Consider the following 19,364-nt stretch of genomic DNA (forward strand, 5'->3'; position numbering starts at 1 on the left):
GCGCTAGACCTTGGCAGGCGGGGGGCTGTCGGGGGTCTCCGCCTGGTCGAAGCTCTCCGGGATGCGCTTGAGGTGCTTGCTCATCGAGCGGACCAGGAACGCCACGGCGATCAGGAACAGGATGAGGATCAGGAAGCCCAGCGGCGAGGACTTGCCGAAGTCCTCGCCCTGGCCGCCGGGGTCGGCCGGGCCGGGGGGCGGGGTCGCGGTGGGCTGGGCGACCAGGGCGACCGTGCCCGCCGACGCGGGATCGGCGGGCAGGTCGACGTGCAACGAGGTCACAGCGGGCAGTTTAGACGGTCGCCTTCTCGGTGATGCCGGAGAACAGGTCGTCCTCGGGGACGGTGCTGTCCACCAGGGAGCGCACCAGCTCGTACTCCTCGTACGGCCAGACCTCGCGCTGCACGTCCAGCGGCACCGCGAACCAGCGGCTGTTCGGGTCGATCTGGGTGGCGTGGGCGAGCAGGGCGGCGTCGCGGACCTCGAAGTACTCGGCGCACTCGACGCGGGTGGTCACCCGGTGGGAGATGTCACCGCGCTCGGGGTCCCAGTTGGCCAGCCACTCCTCGTACGGCGACTCCAGGCCGCGGGCCAGCAGCGCCTCGTGCATGGCGACCAGCCGCGCGCGGGAGAAGCCGTGCGAGTAGTACAGCTTCAGCGGCGTCCACGGCTCGCCCTCGTCCGGGTAGAGGTCGGGGTCGCCCGCGGCGTCGAAGGCGGCGACGGAGACCTCGTGGCAGCGGATGTGGTCGGGGTGCGGGTAGCCGCCGTTCTCGTCGTAGGTGACGATCACGTGCGGCTTGAACTCCCGGATCGCCCGGACCAGCGGCGGCACCGACTCGGCCAGCGGCACCAGCGCGAAGCAGCCCTCCGGCAGCGGCGGCAGCGGGTCGCCCTCGGGCAGGCCGGAGTCGACGAAGCCCAGCCAGCGGTGCTGGATGCCCAGGATCTCCGCCGCCTTGGCCATCTCCTGCCTGCGCACGGCCGGGATGTCGGCGGTGATCTCCGGCCGGTCCATCGCCGGGTTGAGGATGTCGCCGCGCTCACCGCCGGTGCAGGTCACCACCATGACCTCGTGGCCCTCGGCGACGTACTTGGCCATCGTGGCCGCGCCCTTGCTGGACTCGTCGTCCGGGTGGGCGTGCACCGCCATCAGCCGCAGTTTGTCTGCCATGCCTGTTTCGGACCCCTCCTGATAGGCATCCGCCCGCAAAGCGGATACTCGTTCCCGAGTAGTACGAACGCGCCGTCGCCGCTCCATTGTTCCCGGCGGGGCGCGGATCGGTGCGGGAGGGCGTTGGTTTGGGCACGTTGCCGGAAGGCCGCTACGGGAAGCAGCCGACCCGTCGCTCCCCGCTGGCCAAGACGGTCCTGGTCGTGGCGGCGCTGCTGGTCGGCGCGGCCGTGGCGTTCGTCGCATACCGCAACCTGGGCTCGGCCCCCATCTCCGCGGAGCGGGCCACCTACGCGAACCTGCCGGAGCACCGGATGCGGTTCGCCTTCGACGTCACCCGCGCCGAGCCCGAGCGGGCCGCGGTGTGCGTGGTCCGGGTGCGCTCCATCGACGGCGGGGAAACCGGCCGCCGCGAGGTGTTCGTGCCGCCGGGAGACTCGCCGCTGCGCGTGGAGACGGTGATCACCGGCGGGGCCGAACCGGTCACGGCGGAGGTCTTCGGCTGCTCGTACCAGGTGCCCGAATACCTGTCCACCGCGGAGCGGCCATCGGGGTGAACTCCTCCGGGGAACGCGACTAAACGGACATAACGGGCGATCTTGCCCGTCGGTCCGTGCTACGCTCTGTCGACGCACGGCCCCTAGGAGGGCCGTGTTTTTTCCATTCCGGGTGGGCACCGCGGACCCGGAGCTGCCCGGCCCGCGACCGCGGGCCCGGAGTACGACGAGGAGTTGGTGACCGTGAGCGACACCAAGGTGACCTGGTTGACCCAGGAGGCCTACAACCGGCTCAAGAACGAGCTCGACGAGCTCATCGCGAACCGGGCGGTCATCGCCGAGAAGATCAACACCAGCCGCGAGGAAGGCGACCTGAAGGAGAACGGCGGCTACCACGCCGCCCGCGAGGAGCAGGGCCAGCAGGAGGCCCGCATCCGCCACCTCCAGGAGCTGCTGCGCGGGGCCAAGGTGGGCGAGCCGCCCGCCGACGACGGCACCGCGCGCCCGGGCATGGTCCTCACCGTCCGCTACGACGGCGACGACGAGGAGGAGCGCTTCCTGCTGGCCACCCGCGAGGAGGGCGGCAGCGAGGGCGAGCTGGAGGTGTACTCGCCGGAGTCCCCGCTGGGCAAGGCCCTGCTGGGCGCCAAGGAGGGCGAGACCCGCGAGTACGAGCTGCCCAACGGGCGCAACCAGAAGGTCGTGCTGGTCAAGGCCGTGCCCTACGGCGGCTGAGCGAACCGACTCCGCGAGGCGGCACCCGGGCGGGGTGCCGCCTCGTCGGCGTTGAAGGGGATCAGCGCAGCACGCGCTCCAGGAGGGGGCGCACGCGCAGCGGCACCGGGGTGGACAGGGCGATGGCCGTGGACGTGCGGCGGACCCACTCCACGTCGACCACCCGGTCGATGACGCGCTGGAGGTCGTCGTTGTCGCGGGCGACCATGCGCACCAGCAGGTCGCCCTGGCCGGTCGTGGCGTGCACCTCGCACACCTCATCGATGGCCATCAGCAGCGACGCCACTTCCCCGCGCTTGCCCTGCGCGATCTCCAGCACGGCGAAGGCGGTCAGCCCGTAGCCCATCGCGGCCAGGTCGATCGCGGGCGGGAAGCCGGTCAGCACGCCCCGCCGCTCCAGGCGGTCCAGCCGCGCCTGCACCGTGCCCCTGGCCACGCCCAGGCGGCGCGAGCACTCCAGCACGCCCAGGCGCGGCTCGTCGGTGAGCAGCAGCAGCAGGCGCGCGTCCAGCTCGTCGAGGTCCAATCCCCTACTCCTGTTCAGAGTGTCCACTTTGCCGAGCCGACTAGCCAGTTGACTGGTCATATTGCCCTGTTAAGAAGCAAAGTGTTGCACAGGATGACCGGCGAATTCCATGCTCTGTAGTACCGCGCGATTAGTCAGCATGCAGGAGGTTGCGATGACGGGGACACTCGGCACGGGCATGGACGAGGTCAGCTACGACCAGCTGCGCCAGCTCGTCGGCCTGGTCGACTACGACGAGTCGCGGGACCCGTTCCCGGTCAAGTCGATGGACGCCGTCGTGTTCGTCTGCGGCAACGCCACCCAGACCGCCCTGTTCTACCAGTCGGCGTTCGGCATGGAGCTGGTCGCCTACTCCGGCCCCGAGACCGGCAACCGCGACCACAAGGCGTTCGTCCTCAAGTCCGGCTCCGCCCGCTTCGTCGTCAAGGGCGGCGTGACCCCGGAGAGCCCGCTGCTCGACCACCACCGCGCCCACGGCGACGGCGTGGTCGACCTCGCCCTGGAGGTCACCGACGTCGACAAGTGCATCGAGCACGCCCGCTCGCAGGGCGCCACCGTGCTGGACGAGCCGCACGACGTCTTCGACGAGCACGGCACCGTGCGCATGGCCGCCATCGCCGCGTACGGCCAGACCCGCCACACCCTGATCGACCGGTCCCGCTACAACGGCCCCTACCTGCCCGGGTACGTCGCCAAGACCGGCACCTACGTCAAGCCCGCGGGCGCGCCGAAGCGGCTGTTCCAGGCTGTCGACCACTGCGTCGGCAACGTCGAGCTGGGCAAGATGGACTACTGGGTCCAGTGGTACAACCGCGTGATGGGCTTCGTGAACATGGCGGAGTTCGTCGGCGACGACATCGCCACCGACTACTCGGCGCTGATGAGCAAGGTGGTCGCCAACGGCAACCACCGGGTCAAGTTCCCGCTGAACGAGCCCGCCATCGCCAAGAAGAAGTCGCAGATCGACGAGTACCTGGAGTTCTACGGCGGCCCCGGCTGCCAGCACATCGCCCTGGCGACCAACGACATCATCGCCACCGTCGAGGGCATGCGCGCGGCGGGCGTGGAGTTCCTCGACACCCCCGACTCCTACTACGAGGACCCCGAGCTGCGCGCCCGCATCGGCGAGGTCCGCGTCCCGATCGAGGTCCTCAAGGAGCACCGCATCCTGGTCGACCGCGACGAGGACGGCTACCTGCTGCAGATCTTCACCAAGCCGGTCGGCGACCGCCCGACGGTGTTCTTCGAGATGATCGAGCGCCACGGCTCCCTCGGCTTCGGCAAGGGCAACTTCAAGGCCCTCTTCGAGGCCATCGAGCGCGAGCAGGAGCGCCGCGGCAACCTCTGAGCCGCTCAGCTGACTATCAGGTGGACCCGCCACCGGGCCGGTACGCTCGGTGGCGGGTCTCTGTCGTCCTCACGTTAGGCTCACGTTCATGGCAGTCGGCACCCGCTTCGCAGGCGCGGCCTCCCTGGCGGGGGCGGCGCTGGTCGCGATGGCCCTGACCGGGGTCGCGGTCTTCACCGTGCAGGCCGCCACCTGCGACGAGAGCGGGCAGTACGTGCGGGTGGACGGGCAGACGCAGCTGGTGGGCGGGTGCCTGGACCCGGAGGACCTGCCGGTGGCGCCGACGTCGGTGGTGCGGCCCGGCGATGACGCGGGCTCCGGGGTGGACCCGCTGCGGCAGAGCCCGTAGCTCTCAGCTCTCGCGCTCCCCGACCCACGCCTGCCCGACCCAACGGTCCGATCCGCGCGCTACCTCGGCCCTGTGCTTCCCCGGCCCCGGCGCGTCCCTTGGGACCCGTGCCCTAGGTCTGGCGCTCCCCCCAGACCGGCGCACTCCCGGCCCCGCACTCACTCGGCCCTGCGCTTCCCCGACCCGGCTCGTCCCCTGAACCCCGCACCCTAGGTCTGGTGCTTCCCCCAGACCGGCGCACTCCCGGCCCCGCGCTCACTCGGCCCCGTGCTTCCCCGACCCGGCTCGTCCCCTGGGCCGCGCCCGAGCTCTGGTGCTTCCCCAGTCCGGCGCTCTCCCGGTCCCTCGCTCTCTCGGCTCTGCGCCCCGGTCCCCTGCCCATCCGCGACCTCGCGTTCCCTTGGCCGCGCCCCCTCCTCAACCTTTCTCCCTCCCCCGTTCACGCCGGTGCCCCTCCACCCGGACGGGTGGAGGGGCACCGGTCGGGGCTACTTCGCCTTCTCCGGGTCCTTCGCTCGCCTGGTCGGTTTCTCGGCGGTGAGCTCGGCTGGGGAGTGGGGGGTCAGTTCGGATTCGGCTTCGAGGGGTTCCAGGAGGTCTGCGGTCTGGGCCAGGAGGTCGGTGGTGCCGCGGAGGCGGGAGGCGAGCTGCTCGCGGAGGGCGGTGAGGCGTTCCACCTGACTGGTGGCCGTCGCCAGGCGGCGGTCGGCTTCGTCGGTGGCTTCGGTGACGATGCGGCGGGCCTCGTCGCGGGCTCGGGCTCGCTCCTCCTCCATCTCCTTGAGGAACGCGGCCTGCAGCTCGCGGCGGGCCTGCTCGGCTTCGGCGTCGAGGTCCTGCTGGCGCTTGTCGGCGGCCGCGGTCATCGCGACGGACTTGTGGCGGACCTCCTCCATGATGCTCTTGTGGTCCGCGTGGAGCTCCTGGTGCTGGCGGTCGAGGTCGGCGAGCATGCGGCGGTAGCGGTCGCGGAGGGCGGTGCTGGCCTCCTCGGCGGCGGCCCACGCCGTCTCGGCGGCGGCCTTCGCGCGGGCGGTGATCTCCGCGGCCTGGGTGCGGGCCAGCTGGAGGGTGCGCTCGGCGTCGGGGGCCGTCGTCTGGGTCAGCTGGTCGAGGCGGGCCGTCAGCGCGGCGATCTCGCGGCGGGCCAGCTCCAGCTCGCCGGAGAGCTCGGCGACGCGGCCGAGGGCCTCGTCGCGGTCGGCTGCGCAGCGGAGGGCGTCGTCCTCGACGCGGCGCAGGTACTGCTTCACCTGGTTGCGGTCGTAGCCGTGGCGCACCACGGAGAAGTCCGCCGGATCGCCCTGTGTGACCATGCCATCGCACGTTACCAGGGCAAACCCGGGGTCAGCCGGGCCAACGCGCCGCCGCCCCGCGATCAGGTCGCCCCCGCCGTTCCCCCGATCGGCGGCTCCGGCGGCGCGATCACCCTGGTACGCCGCCACATCCGCGCCGCACCGCCGTTCGGCGGAGGCACCCGGTCGGGCGACGGGCCGAGCACCGGTGGCATGTGGACGGTCGAGGCGCCCGGCCCGCTACCCGACGGGGACGGGCCCGGGCACGTAGTCCGGGTCCACCTGCTCGGCGAGGTCGCGGCCCGCGCGCTCGCTGGCCCACGCGGCGGCGTTGCGCAGGTGGAACTCCACGGCCTGGCGCTGGTAGCGCCGCCAGTCCTTGTCCACACCGTCCACCAGGGACCGCATCGCCCGCAGCGCGTCGCGGTTCGCCGGTTCCAGCTCCCCGATCGGGCGGACCTCGCCGCGCTCGGCGGCGCGGACGTGGGCCGAGCGGCCGACCCAGGTCAGCAGGTCGTCGCCGACGTGCTCGCGCAGGAACGCCAGGTCGTCATCGTCGCTGACTTTGTTGCCCACCACCGCCACGCGCACACCGAAGTCGCGGGCGTAGTCGAGGTACTGGCGGTACACCCCGACGCTGCGCACGGTCGGCTCGCACACCAGGAACGTGACGTCGAAGCGGGTGAACAGGCCCGAGGCGAAGGAGTCCGCGCCCGCGGTCATGTCGACCACGCAGTACTCCCCCGGCCCGTCGGCCATGTGGTTGAGCAGCAACTCGACCGCGCCGACCTTGGCGTGGTAGCAGGACACGCCCAGGTCGGACTCGGCGAAGGGGCCGGTCACCGCGAGCCGCACGCCCTCGACGACCCGCACGCAGGCATCGTAGACCGGGTTCTCCTCATCGATGCGGACCAGGCGCGAGCCGCGCCCCGGCGGGGTGGTCTTGACCATGTCGGCCGCGGACAGCACGCGCGGGTTGTCGCCGCGCAGGTAGTCCTTGATCTGCGGCAGGTGCGCGCCGAGGGTGGGCAGCGCCAGGCCGTCCGGCGCGCCGAGCGCGGCGGCCAGGTGCTGGTTGATGTCGGCGTCCAGCGCCAGCAGCGCCGGTGCGGGGGACTCCGCGGCCAGGTGGCGCAGGAGCAGCGAGGCCAGGGTGGTCTTCCCGCTGCCCCCCTTGCCGACGAACGCGATCTTCACTACGGGCAACTCTCATGCGGGGATGGATGACACCCGTAGTGATAGCGGTTTTCATTATCTGTACGCAAGCCCCACGATCGGGTCACGGGAGCGGCACCTGAGCGGGTGGCATCGCCCGGTAGGTGTCCAGCACGGCCGGGTCCTGCAGGGCCATCCAGGCGATGACCTCCGAGTATGTCGCGCACACCGTCTCCGGGCGACCGCAGACGCCCGCCATGAACTGCTCGGTCGCCTTCGTGAACCCGCCGCCGGACCACTCGTTGAAGTGGTTGCCCACCACCAGCGGCGCGCGGTTGCCCTTGAACGCGGCGCGGTAGGCGGCCTCGTAGGTGTCGAGGGTGACCTTGGCGAACTCCTCGGCGCGGTGCGGCTCGTTGCGCGCCTGGTTCTGGATGTACCAGAGGTTGTAGTCCATCATGATCGTCTTCTTGTGGTGCACACCCGGCACGCGCACGCTCGGCATGGGGAACTGCCAGATGCCGTGCGAGCGGTAGGGCCAGGCGATGCCGTCGGAGACCGCGCTGGTGTCGTAGCTCATCCCGCGCGCGGCCAGCACCGGCTCGTAGACGGCGCGGTCGCCCTCCAGGCACGGGGTCCGTCCACCTTGGATGGTCTTCGGGTCCAGCCGCAGGCCGTCGCCGCGGGCCTGCTCGACGAAGGCGAAGAACTGGTCCAGCTCGGAGTTCCACTGCGCGGTGTTCCACTCGCCCACGCCGAGCGCGGAGCCCTGGCAGAAGTGCCCGTTGTAGTGGGTGCCGATCTCGTGGCCGCGGTCGACCGCCTGGTTCAGGTCGGCGATCAGCGTGGCGACGTCCTGTTCGGACCCGCCGAAGCCGATGGAGGCCCGGCCCGGCCGGTTGCCCGGCCCGGTGTACTCCGCGCGCCGGGCGTCGGGCAGCAGGTAGATGCCGGACAGGAAGCCGGAGAAGTGCCCGCCGGACTCCGCGGCGATGGCCATGAACCGCTGCCAGTGGTCGTGCGAGCCGCCGCCGTCGAAGGAGAACAGCACGAACTGCGGCGGCTTCTCCCCCGGCTCCAGCTTGCGCAGCCACGGGGCCTGCACGGGCTCGGGCTCGTCGGCCGCCTGCGGCACCGGGGTGGCCGGGCGGGCGCTGCCCGCGATCTGCGGTCTGCCGCTGCCCAGCACCACCAGGGCGACCACGGACAGGACCAGCGCGATCCCCAGCCCGACCTTGTCCCAACGCCTGCGGCTCATGGGCGCCCCTTCCCGATCCGTCCTCCCGGCCCACCTGTGAAGACGTGTGCGATCCGCGTCCGTTGCCCCACCACGGTAGAACGAGAGGGTCGCTCAGGCAGTGATCGCGATCGCCCGGGATCACCGGATCAGGTGACGGCGGTTCAGCGGGGGAAGGCCACCACGATCCGGTTGGACTCGTAGCCGTCGGCCCCGCCGACCCAGCGCCCGCCGCAGGTCACCAGGACCAGCCGGTGCGGCCCGGCCTGGCCGAACAGCTCGTCGGCGCGGGCCGGGAGATCGTCTTTGGGCAGCGTGACGACCTCGCCGACCTGGAAGTCCCAGACCTGCCCGTCGGGCGCGACGACGGACACGGGATCACCCACCCGCGCGTCCCACAGCTCGGCGAACGGGCCGGTGCGGCCCTGCCAGTTGACGTGGCCCGCGAGCACGGTCGCGCCCTCCGCCGCGGCCAGGTCGGCGCCCCACCAGGTGGCCTCGCGCAGGTCGTCGGGGACCGGCAGGGTGGCGTCCGGGCCGAGCTCGGCCCGGACCAGGCGGGCCTCGCCGCCGCCACGCAGGCGCACCGTGCCCGGCGACTGCGCCTTGGGCTCGGGCTCCGGGCGCGCGGCGGGCGGGACGGTCGTGGTGGTCGGCGCCGCCTGCGGGGCCTTCGTCGGGCTCGGCGGGGGCGCGGGCACGGGCAGGGCCGCGCCGAGGACCCCGGCCGCCGGGATGGGCGGCGGGGGCTCGGCCACGGCGGAGCCCGGCGTCGTCACGTCACCGCCGACGAGCGCGGTGAGCAGGGCGAGCGCGGCGATCCCCGCCGCGCCCGCCACCAGCGGCCTGCCGGACACGGCGGTCAGTAGCCCCAGTCCTCGCGCATGGCCCGGCTGACCACCTCGCGCCTGCGCCGGGCCTGCGCCAGCAGCAGCCCGATGCCCGCGGCGGCCAGCGCGGCCAGCGCCCCGATGCCCACCAGCAGCCCGGCGGAGGGGCCGTCGCCGCCGCTGGTCATCGCGGCGGTCGCCGGGTCGTCGCCCGCGGGGATGGTCCGCGGGACCGTCGGCTTGTTGGGCACGTTGGTCAGCTTCAGCGCGAGGGTGTCGCCGGGTTTCACCTCGCCGCACGCGCTGGGCGGGGCCTTCGGGTCGTAGGCGTCGTCGTAGCCCGGCGGCGCGGCGACCTCGACCAGGCAGATCTCCTGCGGGGTGCGCAGGTTCTCGACCTCGGCGGTGCCGTCGTCGCCGGTCACCAGGACCAGCGGCTTGCCGTCCGGGCCGACCAGCGGCTTGCCGTCCTGGTCCAGCGCGGGCGAGGTCTTGTCCGCGCCGGTCACCCGCAGCGAGACGCCGCCGATGGCCTTGTTGGTCTTGGCGTCGACCTTGGCGATGGCGACCGACCCGGGGGCGGTCACCGCCTCGACGCCCTTGTTCGCGGTCAGCTCCTTCTCCCCGCCCGTGCTGACCACCCGCTGCGTGTCGACCTCGACCGCCTGCCGCACCACCGGACGCTCGGCCGGGCTGAGCAGGGAGATGGCCACCTTCGGGTTCGGGCCGGTCGGGGTGACCTCCAGGGCCGCGGGCGTGCCGTTGGCCCCGGTGGAGACCGTCAGGCTGGTCTTCCCGCCGGCGGTGGCGTCGGTCAGGGTCACCTTGATGGCGACGTCGGCGACCCCGGTGTCGCGGGCGTTGCGGACGTCGACCGACCACTTGTCCGGGGTGCCGATGACCTGCCGGGCCGTCGGCGCGGTGATCTTCACCGTCCACGGGCCGCGGTTGGCCGAGGCGTCGGCCTTGAGCCGGTTCACCGCCGCCCGCGCGCCCTGGGGCAGCTTGGCCAGGTGGAACGGCGCGTCGTAGGCGATCTCGCGGAAGCCGTTGGCCGGGTTGAGCTGGCCGGGGTTCTGCGGGCCCGCCGTCCACGAGTGCAGCAGGTGGGCGAGCGCGGCGGCCTCGTCGGCGCTGTCGGTGGTGGTGTAGCGCAGCAGCAGGTAGGAGATGTCGGCGGCGACGTCGTCGGGCAGCCGCGTGCCCCACTTGGTCTTCAGCTCCTCACCGGGGCGGTACTGCTCGTTGGTGTCCGGAGCCTTGTGGGCGTACTGCACGCACCACACCTGCTTGCCGTTGACGATGTAGGAGCCGAGCCAGTCGTAGGAGTCGGGGTTGCCGCGGTAGGGCTGGGCGGGCGTGGTCCGGTGGCCGAGGCCCTCGTCCACGGCGGCCACCGCGGTGGGCGCGGCGGCGACGGTGGTCAGGCAGGCGACGACGGCGGCGCCGGTCAGGCCCGCGGCCATCCGGGCGGCGAGCGGGGTTCGGGCCATTGCGGGGCGGCTCCTAATCACCGTGGGGGGAATACGCCGTGTGCGAGCCTGGTTTCTCCGCGTGCTCGGCGCAATCCGCCAGCGGGGCGATTCGGGCGCCCCCGGATGATCAGCGCTACGCTCCGCGGGGTAATCCCGGCGACGGCTGGCACCACCACATGGGTAAAGTGGCTTTTACCCAGCGGGAACCACCGGGCTTGCCCGAGCGTTGAATCCCGTGAAGGCGCCATTTGAGGCCCAGGAGGATCAGGTGCGTTCTACCAGCAACCCCGCGTTCCGCAACCTGCCGGTCGGCGGGGGCTACGCGGGCTTCCAGCCCCAGGCCCAGGGCTACCAGCAGCCCGGGCAGCCGGGCTATGGCGGCTACCCGGCGCCGCCCACCACCGGCGACCGTCCCATGACCGTGGACGACGTCGTCACCAAGACGGCGGCGACCCTGGGCACCGCCCTGGTCACCGGCGTCATCACCGCGATCGCGGTGCTCAGCGGGAGCATCTCGCCGTGGCCGCCGATGATCGTCGGCCTCATCGCCGGTCTGGTGCTGTCCCTCGTCGTCATCTTCAAGCGGACCCCGAACCCGGCCCTGGTGCTGGCCTACTCGGCGGCCGAGGGCGTCTTCCTCGGCGCCATCACCGGCGTGTTCGAGATGTTCGTCAAGGGCATCGCCCTGCAGGCGATCCTCGGCACCGCGCTGGTGTTCATCACCATGCTGGTCGTCTACCGCACCGGTGCGGTCAAGGTCACCCCGCGCCTGACCAAGTGGATCATCGGCGCGACCATCGGCGCCGCCGGCCTGATGCTGGTCAACCTGCTGCTGTCGCTGGTGGGCGTGGACCTCGGCATCCGCGACGCCGGTCCGCTGGGCATCGGCATCAGCCTGCTGTTCATCGGCATCGCGGCGTTCAACTTCCTGCTCGACTTCGACATGGCCGACACGATGATCCGGTCGGGCACCCCGTCGAAGTGGGCCTGGTACGTCGCCTTCGGCCTGATGACCACGCTGGTCTGGCTGTACCTGGAGATCCTGCGCCTGCTCTGGATGCTGCAGAGCAGCGAGTGACGCCCCGCTGAACACACCCGAGGACGCCCGTCCCCCATTGTGGGGGCGGGCGTCTTGCTGTTCGGACCGCCGTACGCTGGTCCGTATGGCTGAGGACACGGCGCGCTGGGGTTTCGAGACCAGGGCGATTCACGCTGGGCAGGAGCCGGACCCGCGGACCGGGGCGGTGATCGTGCCGATCTACCAGACCTCGACGTTCGCCCAGGACGGCGTCGGCGGGCTCCGCGGGGGCTACGAGTACTCCCGCACCGCCAACCCGACCCGCACGGCGATGGAGGAGGCGCTGGCCGCGCTGGAGGGCGGGCGGCACTGCCTGGCCTTCGCCAGCGGCATGGCCGCCACCGACGTGGCCCTGCGGACCCTGTGCCGACCCGGTGACCACGTCATCCTCGGCAACGACGCCTACGGCGGCACGTTCCGGCTGCTCGACAAGGTCCTGGCGCACTGGGGCGTGGAGTACAGCGCCGTCGACCTCAGCGACCCGGCGGCGACCCGGGCCGCGGTCCGGCCGACGACCAAGGTCATCTGGTCGGAGACGCCGTCCAACCCGCTGCTGGGGATCGTGGACATCGCCGGGCTGGCCGCGATCGCCGCGGAGGCGGGCGCGCGGCTGGTCATCGACAACACCTTCGCCACCCCGTACCTGCAGACCCCGCTGGCGCTGGGCGCCGACATCGTCCTGCACTCCACGACGAAGTACCTCGGCGGGCACTCCGACGTGGTGGGCGGCGCGCTGATCACCGACGACACCGAGCTGAACGAGCGCTTCGCCTTCCTGCGCAACTCCGCGGGCGCGGTGCCCGGCCCGTTCGACTCCTGGCTGGTCCTGCGCGGCGCCAAGACCCTGGCGGTGCGGATGGAGCGCCACTGCGACAACGCCGAGCGCATCGTCGCCGCGCTGGTCGACCACCCGAAGGTGACCAAGGTGCACTACCCGGGCCTGCCGACCCACCCGGGCCACGACATCGCGGCCAAGCAGATGCTGCGGTCGGGCGGGATGGTGTCCTTCCAGGTCGCCGGGGGCGAGCAGGCGGCGCTGGACGTGGCCGCCCGCACCGAGCTGTTCACCCTCGGGGAGTCGCTGGGCGGGATCGAGTCGCTGATCGAGCACCCCGGCCGGATGACCCACGCCAGCACGGCGGGCTCGCTGCTGGAGGTGCCCTCGGACCTGATCCGGCTGTCGGTGGGCATCGAGTCCGCCTCGGACCTGGTGGCCGACCTGCTGGCCGCCCTCGGCTGACCCGCGGACAAAACGCAGAACGGGCCCCGGATCGCTCCGGGGCCCGTTCGCCGTCTCAGGTCACCACTGCTGCGGCGGCTGCTGCTGGCCGTACGGGTTGGGCTGCTGGCCCGGGTAGCCGCCGGGCTGCGGCGGCTGGCCGTAGCCGGGCTGGGGCTGGCCGTAGGGCTGCTGCGGCTGGCCGTACTGCGGCTGCTGGCCGGGGTAGCCGCCGGGCTGCTGGCCGTAGTGCTGCTGCTGGGGCTGCTGGTGGCCGTAGGGGTTCTGCTGCTGGCCCGGGTAGCCGCCGCCGGGCTGGCCGAAGTGGCCGGGGCCGCCGTACCCGGCGTGCGCCTGCTGGCCCGCGCCCGCGTCCGACAGCAGGAACTGCTTGGCGCCCGGGATGAACGCCAGCGCGCCCGCAGCCGTGATGAGGATGCCGAAGATGAGCAGGAACACCACGCGGGTGACCTCGCCGAGGCCCTCGGTCATCAGCAGGATCGCGCCGAGCAGCAGCAGCGCGCCGCCCGCCACGACCAGCGGGGCGAGCTTGCTCTTGCGCAGGAACAGCAGCACCGCGCCCGCGGTCGCTGCGGCCGAGCCGACCACGGCCAAGGCGAGGTAGGCCCAGATCTGGCCGGGCACGAACGCGGCGACGGCGCCGGTCAGCTCGAAGAGCAGCGTGAGCGTGAGGATCAGCGCGATCAGGCCGAACAGGGCCACCGCGCCCTGCACGACCATCGGGACCACGCTGGTCGCGCCCTGCGGCCGGGCCGGTCCGTAGCCGGGCTGCTGGGGGTAGCCCGGCGGCGGGCCGTAGCCCGGCTGCGGCGGCTGGCCGGGGAACCCGCCGGGCTGGCCGTACGGGCCGGGCGGCTGCTGGCCGTGCTGGCCGGGGAACTGCTGGCCGTGGTCGCCCGGCTGGGCGTACGGCGGGGTCTGCGGCACCGAGCCGGGCGGGACCATCTGCGTGTGGTCGCCGCCGGGCGCGGCGGGCGCGGCCCCGCCGCGCACCACCTGGGTGCGGTCGGCGTTCTCGTCGTCACCCGCGCCGGGCAGCGGCTGGCCCGGCTGGATGGCCTGGGTGCGCTCGACGCCGTCGGCGCCGGTGTCGGTGGACGGTGCAGGCGGCGAACCCGCGTCCGGCCCCGGGCCGCCTGGTTGACTGCCGGGCTGCCACGGCTGATTCGGCGGCTGGGGAGCACTCATCGGGTTTCCCACCCCTTATTGAACCTGGTTTGTGCCTAACGAGGCCCAACGCTATCGGATCGGGTTTATCCGCGCCGGGCTCGGGCGATCATTTCCCGGCCAGGAATCCCAGCAGGTCCTGCCGGGTCACCACGCCCGCGGGCTTGCCGTCGAGCAGCACCAGGGCCGCGTCGGCCGAGGCGAGCGCGCCCATCGCGGCCGTGACCTGCTCGCCTGCGCCGATGGTCGGCAGCGCGGGCGACATGTGCAGGTCGAGCCGGTCGGCCAGGGCGGCCTTGCCCGCGAACAGGGCGTCGAGCAGGTCGCGCTCGTTGACCGCGCCCACGACCTCGGCGGCCATCACCGGGGGCTCGGCGCTGACCACCGGCATCTGGCTGACGCCGAACTCGCGCAGGATCGCCACCGCGTCGGCGACGGTCTCGGTCGGGTGGGCGTGGATGAACTCCGGCAGCGCCCCGCCCGCCTTGCGGCGCAGCACGTCGCCGACGGTGGCGCCGGAGTGGTCGGCGGGCAGGAAGCCGTACTGGGCCATCCAGGAGTCGTTGAACACCTTGGACAGGTAGCCGCGGCCGCCGTCGGGCAGCAGGACGACCACCACGTCGTCCGGGCCCAGCCGCTTGGCCAGGCGCAGCGCGGCCGCGGCCGCCATCCCGCAGGAGCCACCGACCAGCAGGCCCTCCTCGCGGGCGAGCCTGCGGGTGATCTCGAAGGACTCCGCGTCGGAGACGGCGATGATCTCGTCGGCGACGCCGCGGTCGTAGGTGTCGGGCCAGAAGTCCTCGCCGACGCCCTCGACCAGGTAGGGCCGCCCGGTGCCGCCGGAGTACACCGAGCCCTCCGGGTCCGCGCCGATGACCTTGACCCGGCCGCCGGAGACCTCCTTGAGGTAGCGGCCGGTGCCGGAGATGGTCCCGCCGGTGCCCACGCCCGCGACGAAGTGGGTGATCCGCCCGTCGGTCTGCCGCCACAGCTCCGGACCGGTGGAGTGGTAGTGGCTGGCCGGGTTCTCCGGGTTGGCGTACTGGTTGGGCTTCCAGGCGCCCTCGATCTCGCGGACCAGGCGGTCGGAGACGTTGTAGTAGGAGTCCGGGTGCTCGGGGGCCACGGCCGTCGGGCAGACCACGACCTCGGCGCCGTAGGCGCGCAGCACGTTGCGCTTGTCCTCGCTGACCTTGTCCGGGCAGACGAAGACGCACTTGTAGCCCTTGCGCTGGGCGACCATCGCCAGGCCGACGCCGGTGTTGCCCGAGGTCGGCTCCACGATGGTGCCGCCGGGGCGCAGTTCGCCGGAGCGCTCGGCCGCCTCGACCATGCGGACCGCGATCCGGTCCTTCACGCTGCCGCCGGGGTTGAGGTACTCGACCTTGGCCAGGACCAGCGGCTGCAGCCCTTCGGCGAGCGCGTTCAGCTTGACCAGCGGGGTGTCGCCGACGAGGTCGATGACGTGCTCGACGTAGTCCACCGGGCTCCTCCAACTCACATCCTGGAACTGCCCACCACCCTATCCGCTGCCCGTGTCCCAAGGCGCCGTCCGCGGCGGCGGGCGCAAACGAATAGGTGGTGGGGCGCGATATCCCCGGTAGCGAAGGGGGGATCGTCATGGCGGGACGGGTGGGGCAGGGGCTGCGGGTGCTGGCGGTGGCGGTGGGGTCGCTGGGCGGGCTCTCCGCGGGCGCGTACGGGTTGCTGAACACCCAGTCGAAGCGGGCGCGCACGGTCATCGGCGTGCCGAAGGAGCGGCCGTTCAACGCCGACGGGGTGTACCTGCCGGACGGGACCGGGCCGGTGGCCGGGGGTGCGGCGCTGGCGTTCGCCCTGCTGGGCGACTCCAGCGCGGCCGGGCTGGGCGCGGAGAGCGCCGAGCGGCTGCCCGGGGTGCGGCTGGCCAGGGGCCTGGCCGAGGAACTGGGCGGGCCGGTGCGGCTGGTGACGCACGCGGTCAGCGGGTCGCGGACCGCGGAGCTGGCCGCCCAGGTCGACGCCGCGCTGGCCGACCCGCCGCAGCTCGCGCTGGTGCTCGTCGGGGGCAACGACGTGACCGCGCGGATGGGCGTGGCCGAGTCCGCGCGGCTGCTGGCCGCGCAGGTGGACCGGCTGGTCGCCGCGGGGGTGGCGGTCGTCGTCGGGACCTGCCCCGACCTGGGCGCGATCCGGCCGATCCCGCAGCCGCTGCGGGCGGTGGCCCGCCGCTGCAGCCGGGCGCTCGCGGCGGCCCAGGCCCGCGCGCTGGTCGGCTCCGGAGCCGTGGTCGTGCCGTTGGGGGCCTTGCTGACCAGGCATTTCGTCGAGCGGCACGCGGAGCTGTTCAGCCCGGACGGGTTCCACCCGAACGGGGCGGGGTACGCCGTGGCCGCCGACCTGCTGCTGGCCCCGCTGCGCGCGGCCGCCGGGCTGTGGGAGGGTCGGCTGGACCGGGCGCGGCGCACCTTGTCGCCGCTCGGCCAGCCCACCTAAGCTACCGCTTAGTAGTCGCCGTGCTTGAGGAGTTGCGCCATGCCAGAGGCCGTCATCGTCTCCGCAGTCCGGTCCCCCATCGGCCGCGCGGGCAAGGGCTCGCTCGTCGACCTGCGCCCCGACGACCTGACCGCCCAGATGGTCAGGGCCGCGCTGGACAAGGTGCCCGCGCTGGACCCGGCGGACATCGATGACCTGATGCTGGGCTGCGGCATGCCCGGCGGCGAGGCGGGCTTCAACATGGGCCGCATCGTCGCGGTCCTGCTCGGCTACGACCACCTGCCCGGCTGCACCATCACCCGCTACTGCGCCTCCTCCCTGCAGACGACCCGCATGGCGCTGCACGCGATCAAGGCGGGCGAGGGCGACGTGTTCATCTCCGCGGGCGTGGAGACGGTCTCCCGCGCGGCCAAGGGCAGCTCCGACACCTGGCCGGACACCCGCAACCCGATCTTCGGCGACGCGCAGGCCCGCACCGCGGCCGTCGCCGAGCAGGGCGCGGAATCCTGGCACGACCCGCGCGAGGACGGCGTGGTGCCCGACGCCTACATCGCGATGGGCCAGACCGCGGAGAACCTGGCCCGGCTCAAGGGCGTCACCCGCGAGGAGATGGACCGCTTCGGGGTGCGCTCGCAGAACCTGGCCGAGGCCGCGATCAAGGCGGGCTTCTGGGCCCGCGAGATCACCCCGGTGACCCGCCCGGACGGCTCGGTGGTCGACACCGACGACGGCCCGCGGCCGGGGGTGACCTACGAGAAGACCGCGACCCTGCAGCCGGTGTTCCGCCCGGACGGCCGGGTCACCGCGGGCAACTGCTGCCCGCTCAACGACGGCGCCGCCGCGCTGGTGATCATGTCCGACACCAAGGCCCGCGACCTCGGCCTGACCCCGCTGGCGCGGATCGTGTCCACCGGCGTGTCCGGCCTGTCCCCGGAGATCATGGGCCTGGGCCCGGTCGAGGCGTCGAAGCGGGCGCTGGCCAAGGCCGGGCTGACCATCGGCGACATCGACCTGGTCGAGATCAACGAGGCGTTCGCCGCGCAGGTCATCCCCTCGGCCCGCGACCTGGGCGTGCCGGAGGACAAGCTGAACGTCAACGGCGGCGCGATCGCCGTCGGCCACCCCTTCGGCATGACCGGCGCCCGCATCACCACGACCCTCATCAACTCCTTGCAGTGGCACGACAAGCAGTTCGGCCTGGAGACGATGTGCGTCGGCGGCGGCCAGGGCATGGCGATGGTGATCGAGCGGCTCAGCTGAGGTGATCGGCGGGTAGGTTGGCCCGCATGCGCGTGCTGTTCGCCAGCCTTGCCTCCGCAGGCCACACCTACCCGCTGATCCCGCTGGCCACCGCCCTGCGCGCGGTGGGCCACGAGGTCCGCTTCGCCGCGGGCGAGCACGTGCACGCCGCGCTGTCGGCCGCGGGCCTGCGCCCGTTCCGCCCGGCGGACGTGTTCTACGAGGTCTACGCCGAGGACCTGGCCCCCGAGCTGGACCGCTGGCGCCCGGACCTGGTCGTCCACGGCTGGGGCGTGCCGGGCGCGGCGGAGGCGGCGGCGAAGGCGGGCGTGCCCGGCGTGTGGCACGGCTTCGGCCGGATGTTCCCCCCGGGCATCGGCCTGGCCGCCCCCGACGCCGCGGTCCCCGGCCTGCCGCACCTCGACATCTGCCCGCCTTCCTTGCAGGACAAGGCTTTCCTCACCTCCGCGGCCCGAATCCCCTTGCGCCCCATCCCCCACACCGAGCCGTCGACGGACGACTGGTCGCCCCCGCTGATCTACGTGACCCTCGGCACCGCCTTCGCCTCCCCCGACCTGCTGCGCGCCGCGATCGCAGGCGTGGCGCCCCTGGGCCACCGCGTCGTGGTGGCCGCGGGCAACGCGAACCCGGCCGACCTGGGCGAGCTCCCGGCCAACGTCACCGTCCGCCCGTGGCTGCCGCAGGCGGCGGTCCTCGCGCACGCCGCCCTGGTCGTCCACCACGGCGGCAGCGGCACCATGCTGGCCGCCCTGGCCGCGGGCATCCCCCAACTCCTCCTCCCCCAAGGCGCCGACCAACCCGCCAACGCCGACGCCCTCCAGACCGCAGGCGCAGCCCTCCGCTCCACCCCAGAAGCCCTACCCACCCACGCGAAGACCCTGCTGACCGACCCCGCATACCGGGAAGCGGCCCGGTCGCTCGCCACCGAGATCGCCGCGATGCCCTCCCCGGCAGAGGTCGCGCAAGACCTGGCAACCCGCTTCTGACCCACTAGACTCACCACCGTGCGGACGCTGCTGGCCTGGCTCCTGGGACTCGCGGGAACAGCCGCAGTCGCCTACGGCACCTTCTCCCCCTGGCACAACTCCCGCCCCGCCACCGAACTCCCCCTAGCCGACCTCTTCACCGGCATCCACCCCGACCAATCCACCCCCATCACCTCACTCGCCCTGCTGACCCTGCTGGGCGCCGCAATCACCACCCTCGGCCTCCTGCTCTCCACCATGGCCCTCCGAGCAGCCGCCGCCCTCCTACTCCTCACCGTCCTAGTGTGGACAGTCCAGTACGGCGGACTGGCCAACCTCCAGATCGGCTACTGGAACACAACCTTCGGCACCTTGTTGATCCTCGTAGCCGCCACCCTCAAACACTGACCACAAACCAAAAGCAGCGCGCCCACCCACCAACCGCAACGCGCCCCCGCCCAACTGTCCGATGGGGTGGACTCGCATTCGCGGGGAGCGAAACGCCGCTAAACTGGCCAGGGCGTGAACGGGCTTCGCCCGCATCGCCGCTCTTCACGC

At 72.7% G+C, this 19,364-nt stretch carries 20 protein-coding genes; 10 read left to right on the forward strand and 10 right to left on the reverse strand.

Annotation, left to right across the window (positions count from 1 at the left end):
- Nucleotides 1-3: 3 nt before the first annotated feature.
- Nucleotides 4-273, reverse strand: a complete 270-nt coding sequence (locus ACWEPX_RS28695; RefSeq protein ID WP_451900394.1) for a hypothetical protein — start codon at nucleotides 271-273, stop codon at nucleotides 4-6.
- A 19-nt stretch (nucleotides 274-292) separates the two neighbouring features.
- Nucleotides 293-1,174 carry a mycothiol conjugate amidase Mca gene (gene mca, locus ACWEPX_RS28700; protein WP_451900370.1) on the reverse strand — a complete coding sequence of 294 codons (882 nt, stop codon included), beginning with the start codon at nucleotides 1,172-1,174 and terminating at the stop codon, nucleotides 293-295.
- Nucleotides 1,175-1,302: 128 nt separating this feature from the next.
- Between mca and ACWEPX_RS28705 the strand changes: the two genes are divergently transcribed.
- Both ACWEPX_RS28705 and greA read left to right on the forward strand, forming a co-directional pair.
- Entirely contained in the window at nucleotides 1,303-1,731 is a 429-nt protein-coding gene (locus tag ACWEPX_RS28705) for a DUF4307 domain-containing protein (RefSeq protein WP_451900371.1), read from the forward strand.
- A gap of 177 nt (nucleotides 1,732-1,908) precedes the next feature.
- Nucleotides 1,909-2,406 carry a transcription elongation factor GreA gene (gene greA / locus ACWEPX_RS28710; RefSeq protein WP_451900372.1) on the forward strand — a complete coding sequence of 166 codons (498 nt, stop codon included), beginning with the start codon at nucleotides 1,909-1,911 and terminating at the stop codon, nucleotides 2,404-2,406.
- Nucleotides 2,407-2,467: 61 nt separating this feature from the next.
- On the opposite strand, the gene ACWEPX_RS28715 is transcribed toward greA, so the two are convergent.
- Nucleotides 2,468-2,932: an Lrp/AsnC family transcriptional regulator gene (locus ACWEPX_RS28715; RefSeq protein WP_451900373.1), complete on the reverse strand. Its 465-nt coding sequence runs from the start codon at nucleotides 2,930-2,932 to the stop codon at nucleotides 2,468-2,470.
- Between the two features lie 154 nt (nucleotides 2,933-3,086).
- On the opposite strand from ACWEPX_RS28715, the gene hppD reads away from it, so the two are divergent.
- Nucleotides 3,087-4,280, forward strand: a complete 1,194-nt coding sequence (gene hppD, locus ACWEPX_RS28720) for a 4-hydroxyphenylpyruvate dioxygenase (RefSeq protein ID WP_451900374.1) — start codon at nucleotides 3,087-3,089, stop codon at nucleotides 4,278-4,280.
- An 88-nt stretch (nucleotides 4,281-4,368) separates the two neighbouring features.
- Nucleotides 4,369-4,629: a hypothetical protein gene (locus ACWEPX_RS28725; RefSeq protein WP_451900375.1), complete on the forward strand. Its 261-nt coding sequence runs from the start codon at nucleotides 4,369-4,371 to the stop codon at nucleotides 4,627-4,629.
- A 488-nt stretch (nucleotides 4,630-5,117) separates the two neighbouring features.
- Here ACWEPX_RS28725 and ACWEPX_RS28730 read toward each other — a convergent pair whose 3' ends face one another.
- The 5 genes from ACWEPX_RS28730 to ACWEPX_RS28750 all read right to left on the reverse strand — a co-directional run bounded on the left by ACWEPX_RS28730 (nucleotide 5,118) and on the right by ACWEPX_RS28750 (nucleotide 10,639).
- The gene (locus tag ACWEPX_RS28730) at nucleotides 5,118-5,945 is read right to left on the reverse strand and encodes a hypothetical protein (RefSeq protein ID WP_451900376.1); all 828 of its coding nucleotides are present in this window, start codon (nucleotides 5,943-5,945) and stop codon (nucleotides 5,118-5,120) included.
- Nucleotides 5,946-6,164: 219 nt separating this feature from the next.
- Complete coding sequence (locus tag ACWEPX_RS28735) at nucleotides 6,165-7,121, reverse strand: ATP-binding protein (RefSeq protein WP_451900377.1); 957 nt, start codon at nucleotides 7,119-7,121, stop codon at nucleotides 6,165-6,167.
- An 82-nt stretch (nucleotides 7,122-7,203) separates the two neighbouring features.
- Nucleotides 7,204-8,337, reverse strand: a complete 1,134-nt coding sequence (locus tag ACWEPX_RS28740) for a polysaccharide deacetylase (protein ID WP_451900378.1) — start codon at nucleotides 8,335-8,337, stop codon at nucleotides 7,204-7,206.
- 143 nt (nucleotides 8,338-8,480) lie between these two features.
- Nucleotides 8,481-9,173, reverse strand: a complete 693-nt coding sequence (locus ACWEPX_RS28745) for a class F sortase (protein ID WP_451900379.1) — start codon at nucleotides 9,171-9,173, stop codon at nucleotides 8,481-8,483.
- 5 nt (nucleotides 9,174-9,178) lie between these two features.
- Nucleotides 9,179-10,639 carry an MSCRAMM family protein gene (locus ACWEPX_RS28750; RefSeq protein ID WP_451900380.1) on the reverse strand — a complete coding sequence of 487 codons (1,461 nt, stop codon included), beginning with the start codon at nucleotides 10,637-10,639 and terminating at the stop codon, nucleotides 9,179-9,181.
- Between the two features lie 250 nt (nucleotides 10,640-10,889).
- Between ACWEPX_RS28750 and ACWEPX_RS28755 the strand changes: the two genes are divergently transcribed.
- On the forward strand, nucleotides 10,890-11,699 hold the full coding sequence (locus ACWEPX_RS28755; RefSeq protein ID WP_451900381.1) for a Bax inhibitor-1/YccA family protein: 810 nt from the start codon (nucleotides 10,890-10,892) through the stop codon (nucleotides 11,697-11,699).
- Between the two features lie 85 nt (nucleotides 11,700-11,784).
- Nucleotides 11,785-12,939: a cystathionine gamma-synthase gene (locus ACWEPX_RS28760; protein ID WP_451900382.1), complete on the forward strand. Its 1,155-nt coding sequence runs from the start codon at nucleotides 11,785-11,787 to the stop codon at nucleotides 12,937-12,939.
- Nucleotides 12,940-12,999: 60 nt separating this feature from the next.
- On the opposite strand, the gene ACWEPX_RS28765 is transcribed toward ACWEPX_RS28760, so the two are convergent.
- Both ACWEPX_RS28765 and ACWEPX_RS28770 read right to left on the reverse strand, forming a co-directional pair.
- The gene (locus tag ACWEPX_RS28765; RefSeq protein WP_451900383.1) at nucleotides 13,000-14,127 is read right to left on the reverse strand and encodes a hypothetical protein; all 1,128 of its coding nucleotides are present in this window, start codon (nucleotides 14,125-14,127) and stop codon (nucleotides 13,000-13,002) included.
- Nucleotides 14,128-14,215: 88 nt separating this feature from the next.
- Complete coding sequence (locus ACWEPX_RS28770; protein ID WP_451900384.1) at nucleotides 14,216-15,589, reverse strand: cystathionine beta-synthase; 1,374 nt, start codon at nucleotides 15,587-15,589, stop codon at nucleotides 14,216-14,218.
- 137 nt (nucleotides 15,590-15,726) lie between these two features.
- On the opposite strand from ACWEPX_RS28770, the gene ACWEPX_RS28775 reads away from it, so the two are divergent.
- Genes ACWEPX_RS28775 through ACWEPX_RS28790 form a run of 4 tightly spaced genes read left to right on the forward strand, consistent with a single transcriptional unit; the run spans nucleotide 15,727 to nucleotide 19,214 of the window.
- Nucleotides 15,727-16,581: an SGNH/GDSL hydrolase family protein gene (locus ACWEPX_RS28775; RefSeq protein ID WP_451900385.1), complete on the forward strand. Its 855-nt coding sequence runs from the start codon at nucleotides 15,727-15,729 to the stop codon at nucleotides 16,579-16,581.
- 39 nt (nucleotides 16,582-16,620) lie between these two features.
- Nucleotides 16,621-17,841 carry an acetyl-CoA C-acetyltransferase gene (locus tag ACWEPX_RS28780; RefSeq protein ID WP_451900386.1) on the forward strand — a complete coding sequence of 407 codons (1,221 nt, stop codon included), beginning with the start codon at nucleotides 16,621-16,623 and terminating at the stop codon, nucleotides 17,839-17,841.
- Between the two features lie 26 nt (nucleotides 17,842-17,867).
- Nucleotides 17,868-18,827, forward strand: a complete 960-nt coding sequence (locus ACWEPX_RS28785) for a glycosyltransferase (protein WP_451900387.1) — start codon at nucleotides 17,868-17,870, stop codon at nucleotides 18,825-18,827.
- A gap of 18 nt (nucleotides 18,828-18,845) precedes the next feature.
- Nucleotides 18,846-19,214, forward strand: a complete 369-nt coding sequence (locus ACWEPX_RS28790; RefSeq protein WP_451900388.1) for a hypothetical protein — start codon at nucleotides 18,846-18,848, stop codon at nucleotides 19,212-19,214.
- The last annotated feature ends 150 nt before the right edge of the window (nucleotides 19,215-19,364 follow it).

The sequence above is a fragment of the Actinokineospora sp. NPDC004072 genome (genome assembly GCF_053604195.1).

Excerpts from the sequence above, each read along its gene's own strand:
- ACWEPX_RS28740 (WP_451900378.1), bottom strand. The coding sequence starts at position 8,337 with ATGAGCCGCAGGCGTTGGGACAAGGTCGGGCTGGGGATCGCGCTGGTC.
- hppD (WP_451900374.1), top strand. The coding sequence starts at position 3,087 with ATGACGGGGACACTCGGCACGGGCATGGACGAGGTCAGCTACGACCAG.
- ACWEPX_RS28750 (WP_451900380.1), bottom strand. The coding sequence starts at position 10,639 with ATGGCCCGAACCCCGCTCGCCGCCCGGATGGCCGCGGGCCTGACCGGC.
- mca (WP_451900370.1), bottom strand. The coding sequence starts at position 1,174 with ATGGCAGACAAACTGCGGCTGATGGCGGTGCACGCCCACCCGGACGAC.
- ACWEPX_RS28775 (WP_451900385.1), top strand. The coding sequence starts at position 15,727 with ATGGCGGGACGGGTGGGGCAGGGGCTGCGGGTGCTGGCGGTGGCGGTG.
- ACWEPX_RS28785 (WP_451900387.1), top strand. The coding sequence starts at position 17,868 with ATGCGCGTGCTGTTCGCCAGCCTTGCCTCCGCAGGCCACACCTACCCG.
- ACWEPX_RS28780 (WP_451900386.1), top strand. The coding sequence starts at position 16,621 with ATGCCAGAGGCCGTCATCGTCTCCGCAGTCCGGTCCCCCATCGGCCGC.
- ACWEPX_RS28760 (WP_451900382.1), top strand. The coding sequence starts at position 11,785 with ATGGCTGAGGACACGGCGCGCTGGGGTTTCGAGACCAGGGCGATTCAC.
- ACWEPX_RS28730 (WP_451900376.1), bottom strand. The coding sequence starts at position 5,945 with ATGGTCACACAGGGCGATCCGGCGGACTTCTCCGTGGTGCGCCACGGC.
- ACWEPX_RS28725 (WP_451900375.1), top strand. The coding sequence starts at position 4,369 with ATGGCAGTCGGCACCCGCTTCGCAGGCGCGGCCTCCCTGGCGGGGGCG.
- ACWEPX_RS28765 (WP_451900383.1), bottom strand. The coding sequence starts at position 14,127 with ATGAGTGCTCCCCAGCCGCCGAATCAGCCGTGGCAGCCCGGCAGTCAA.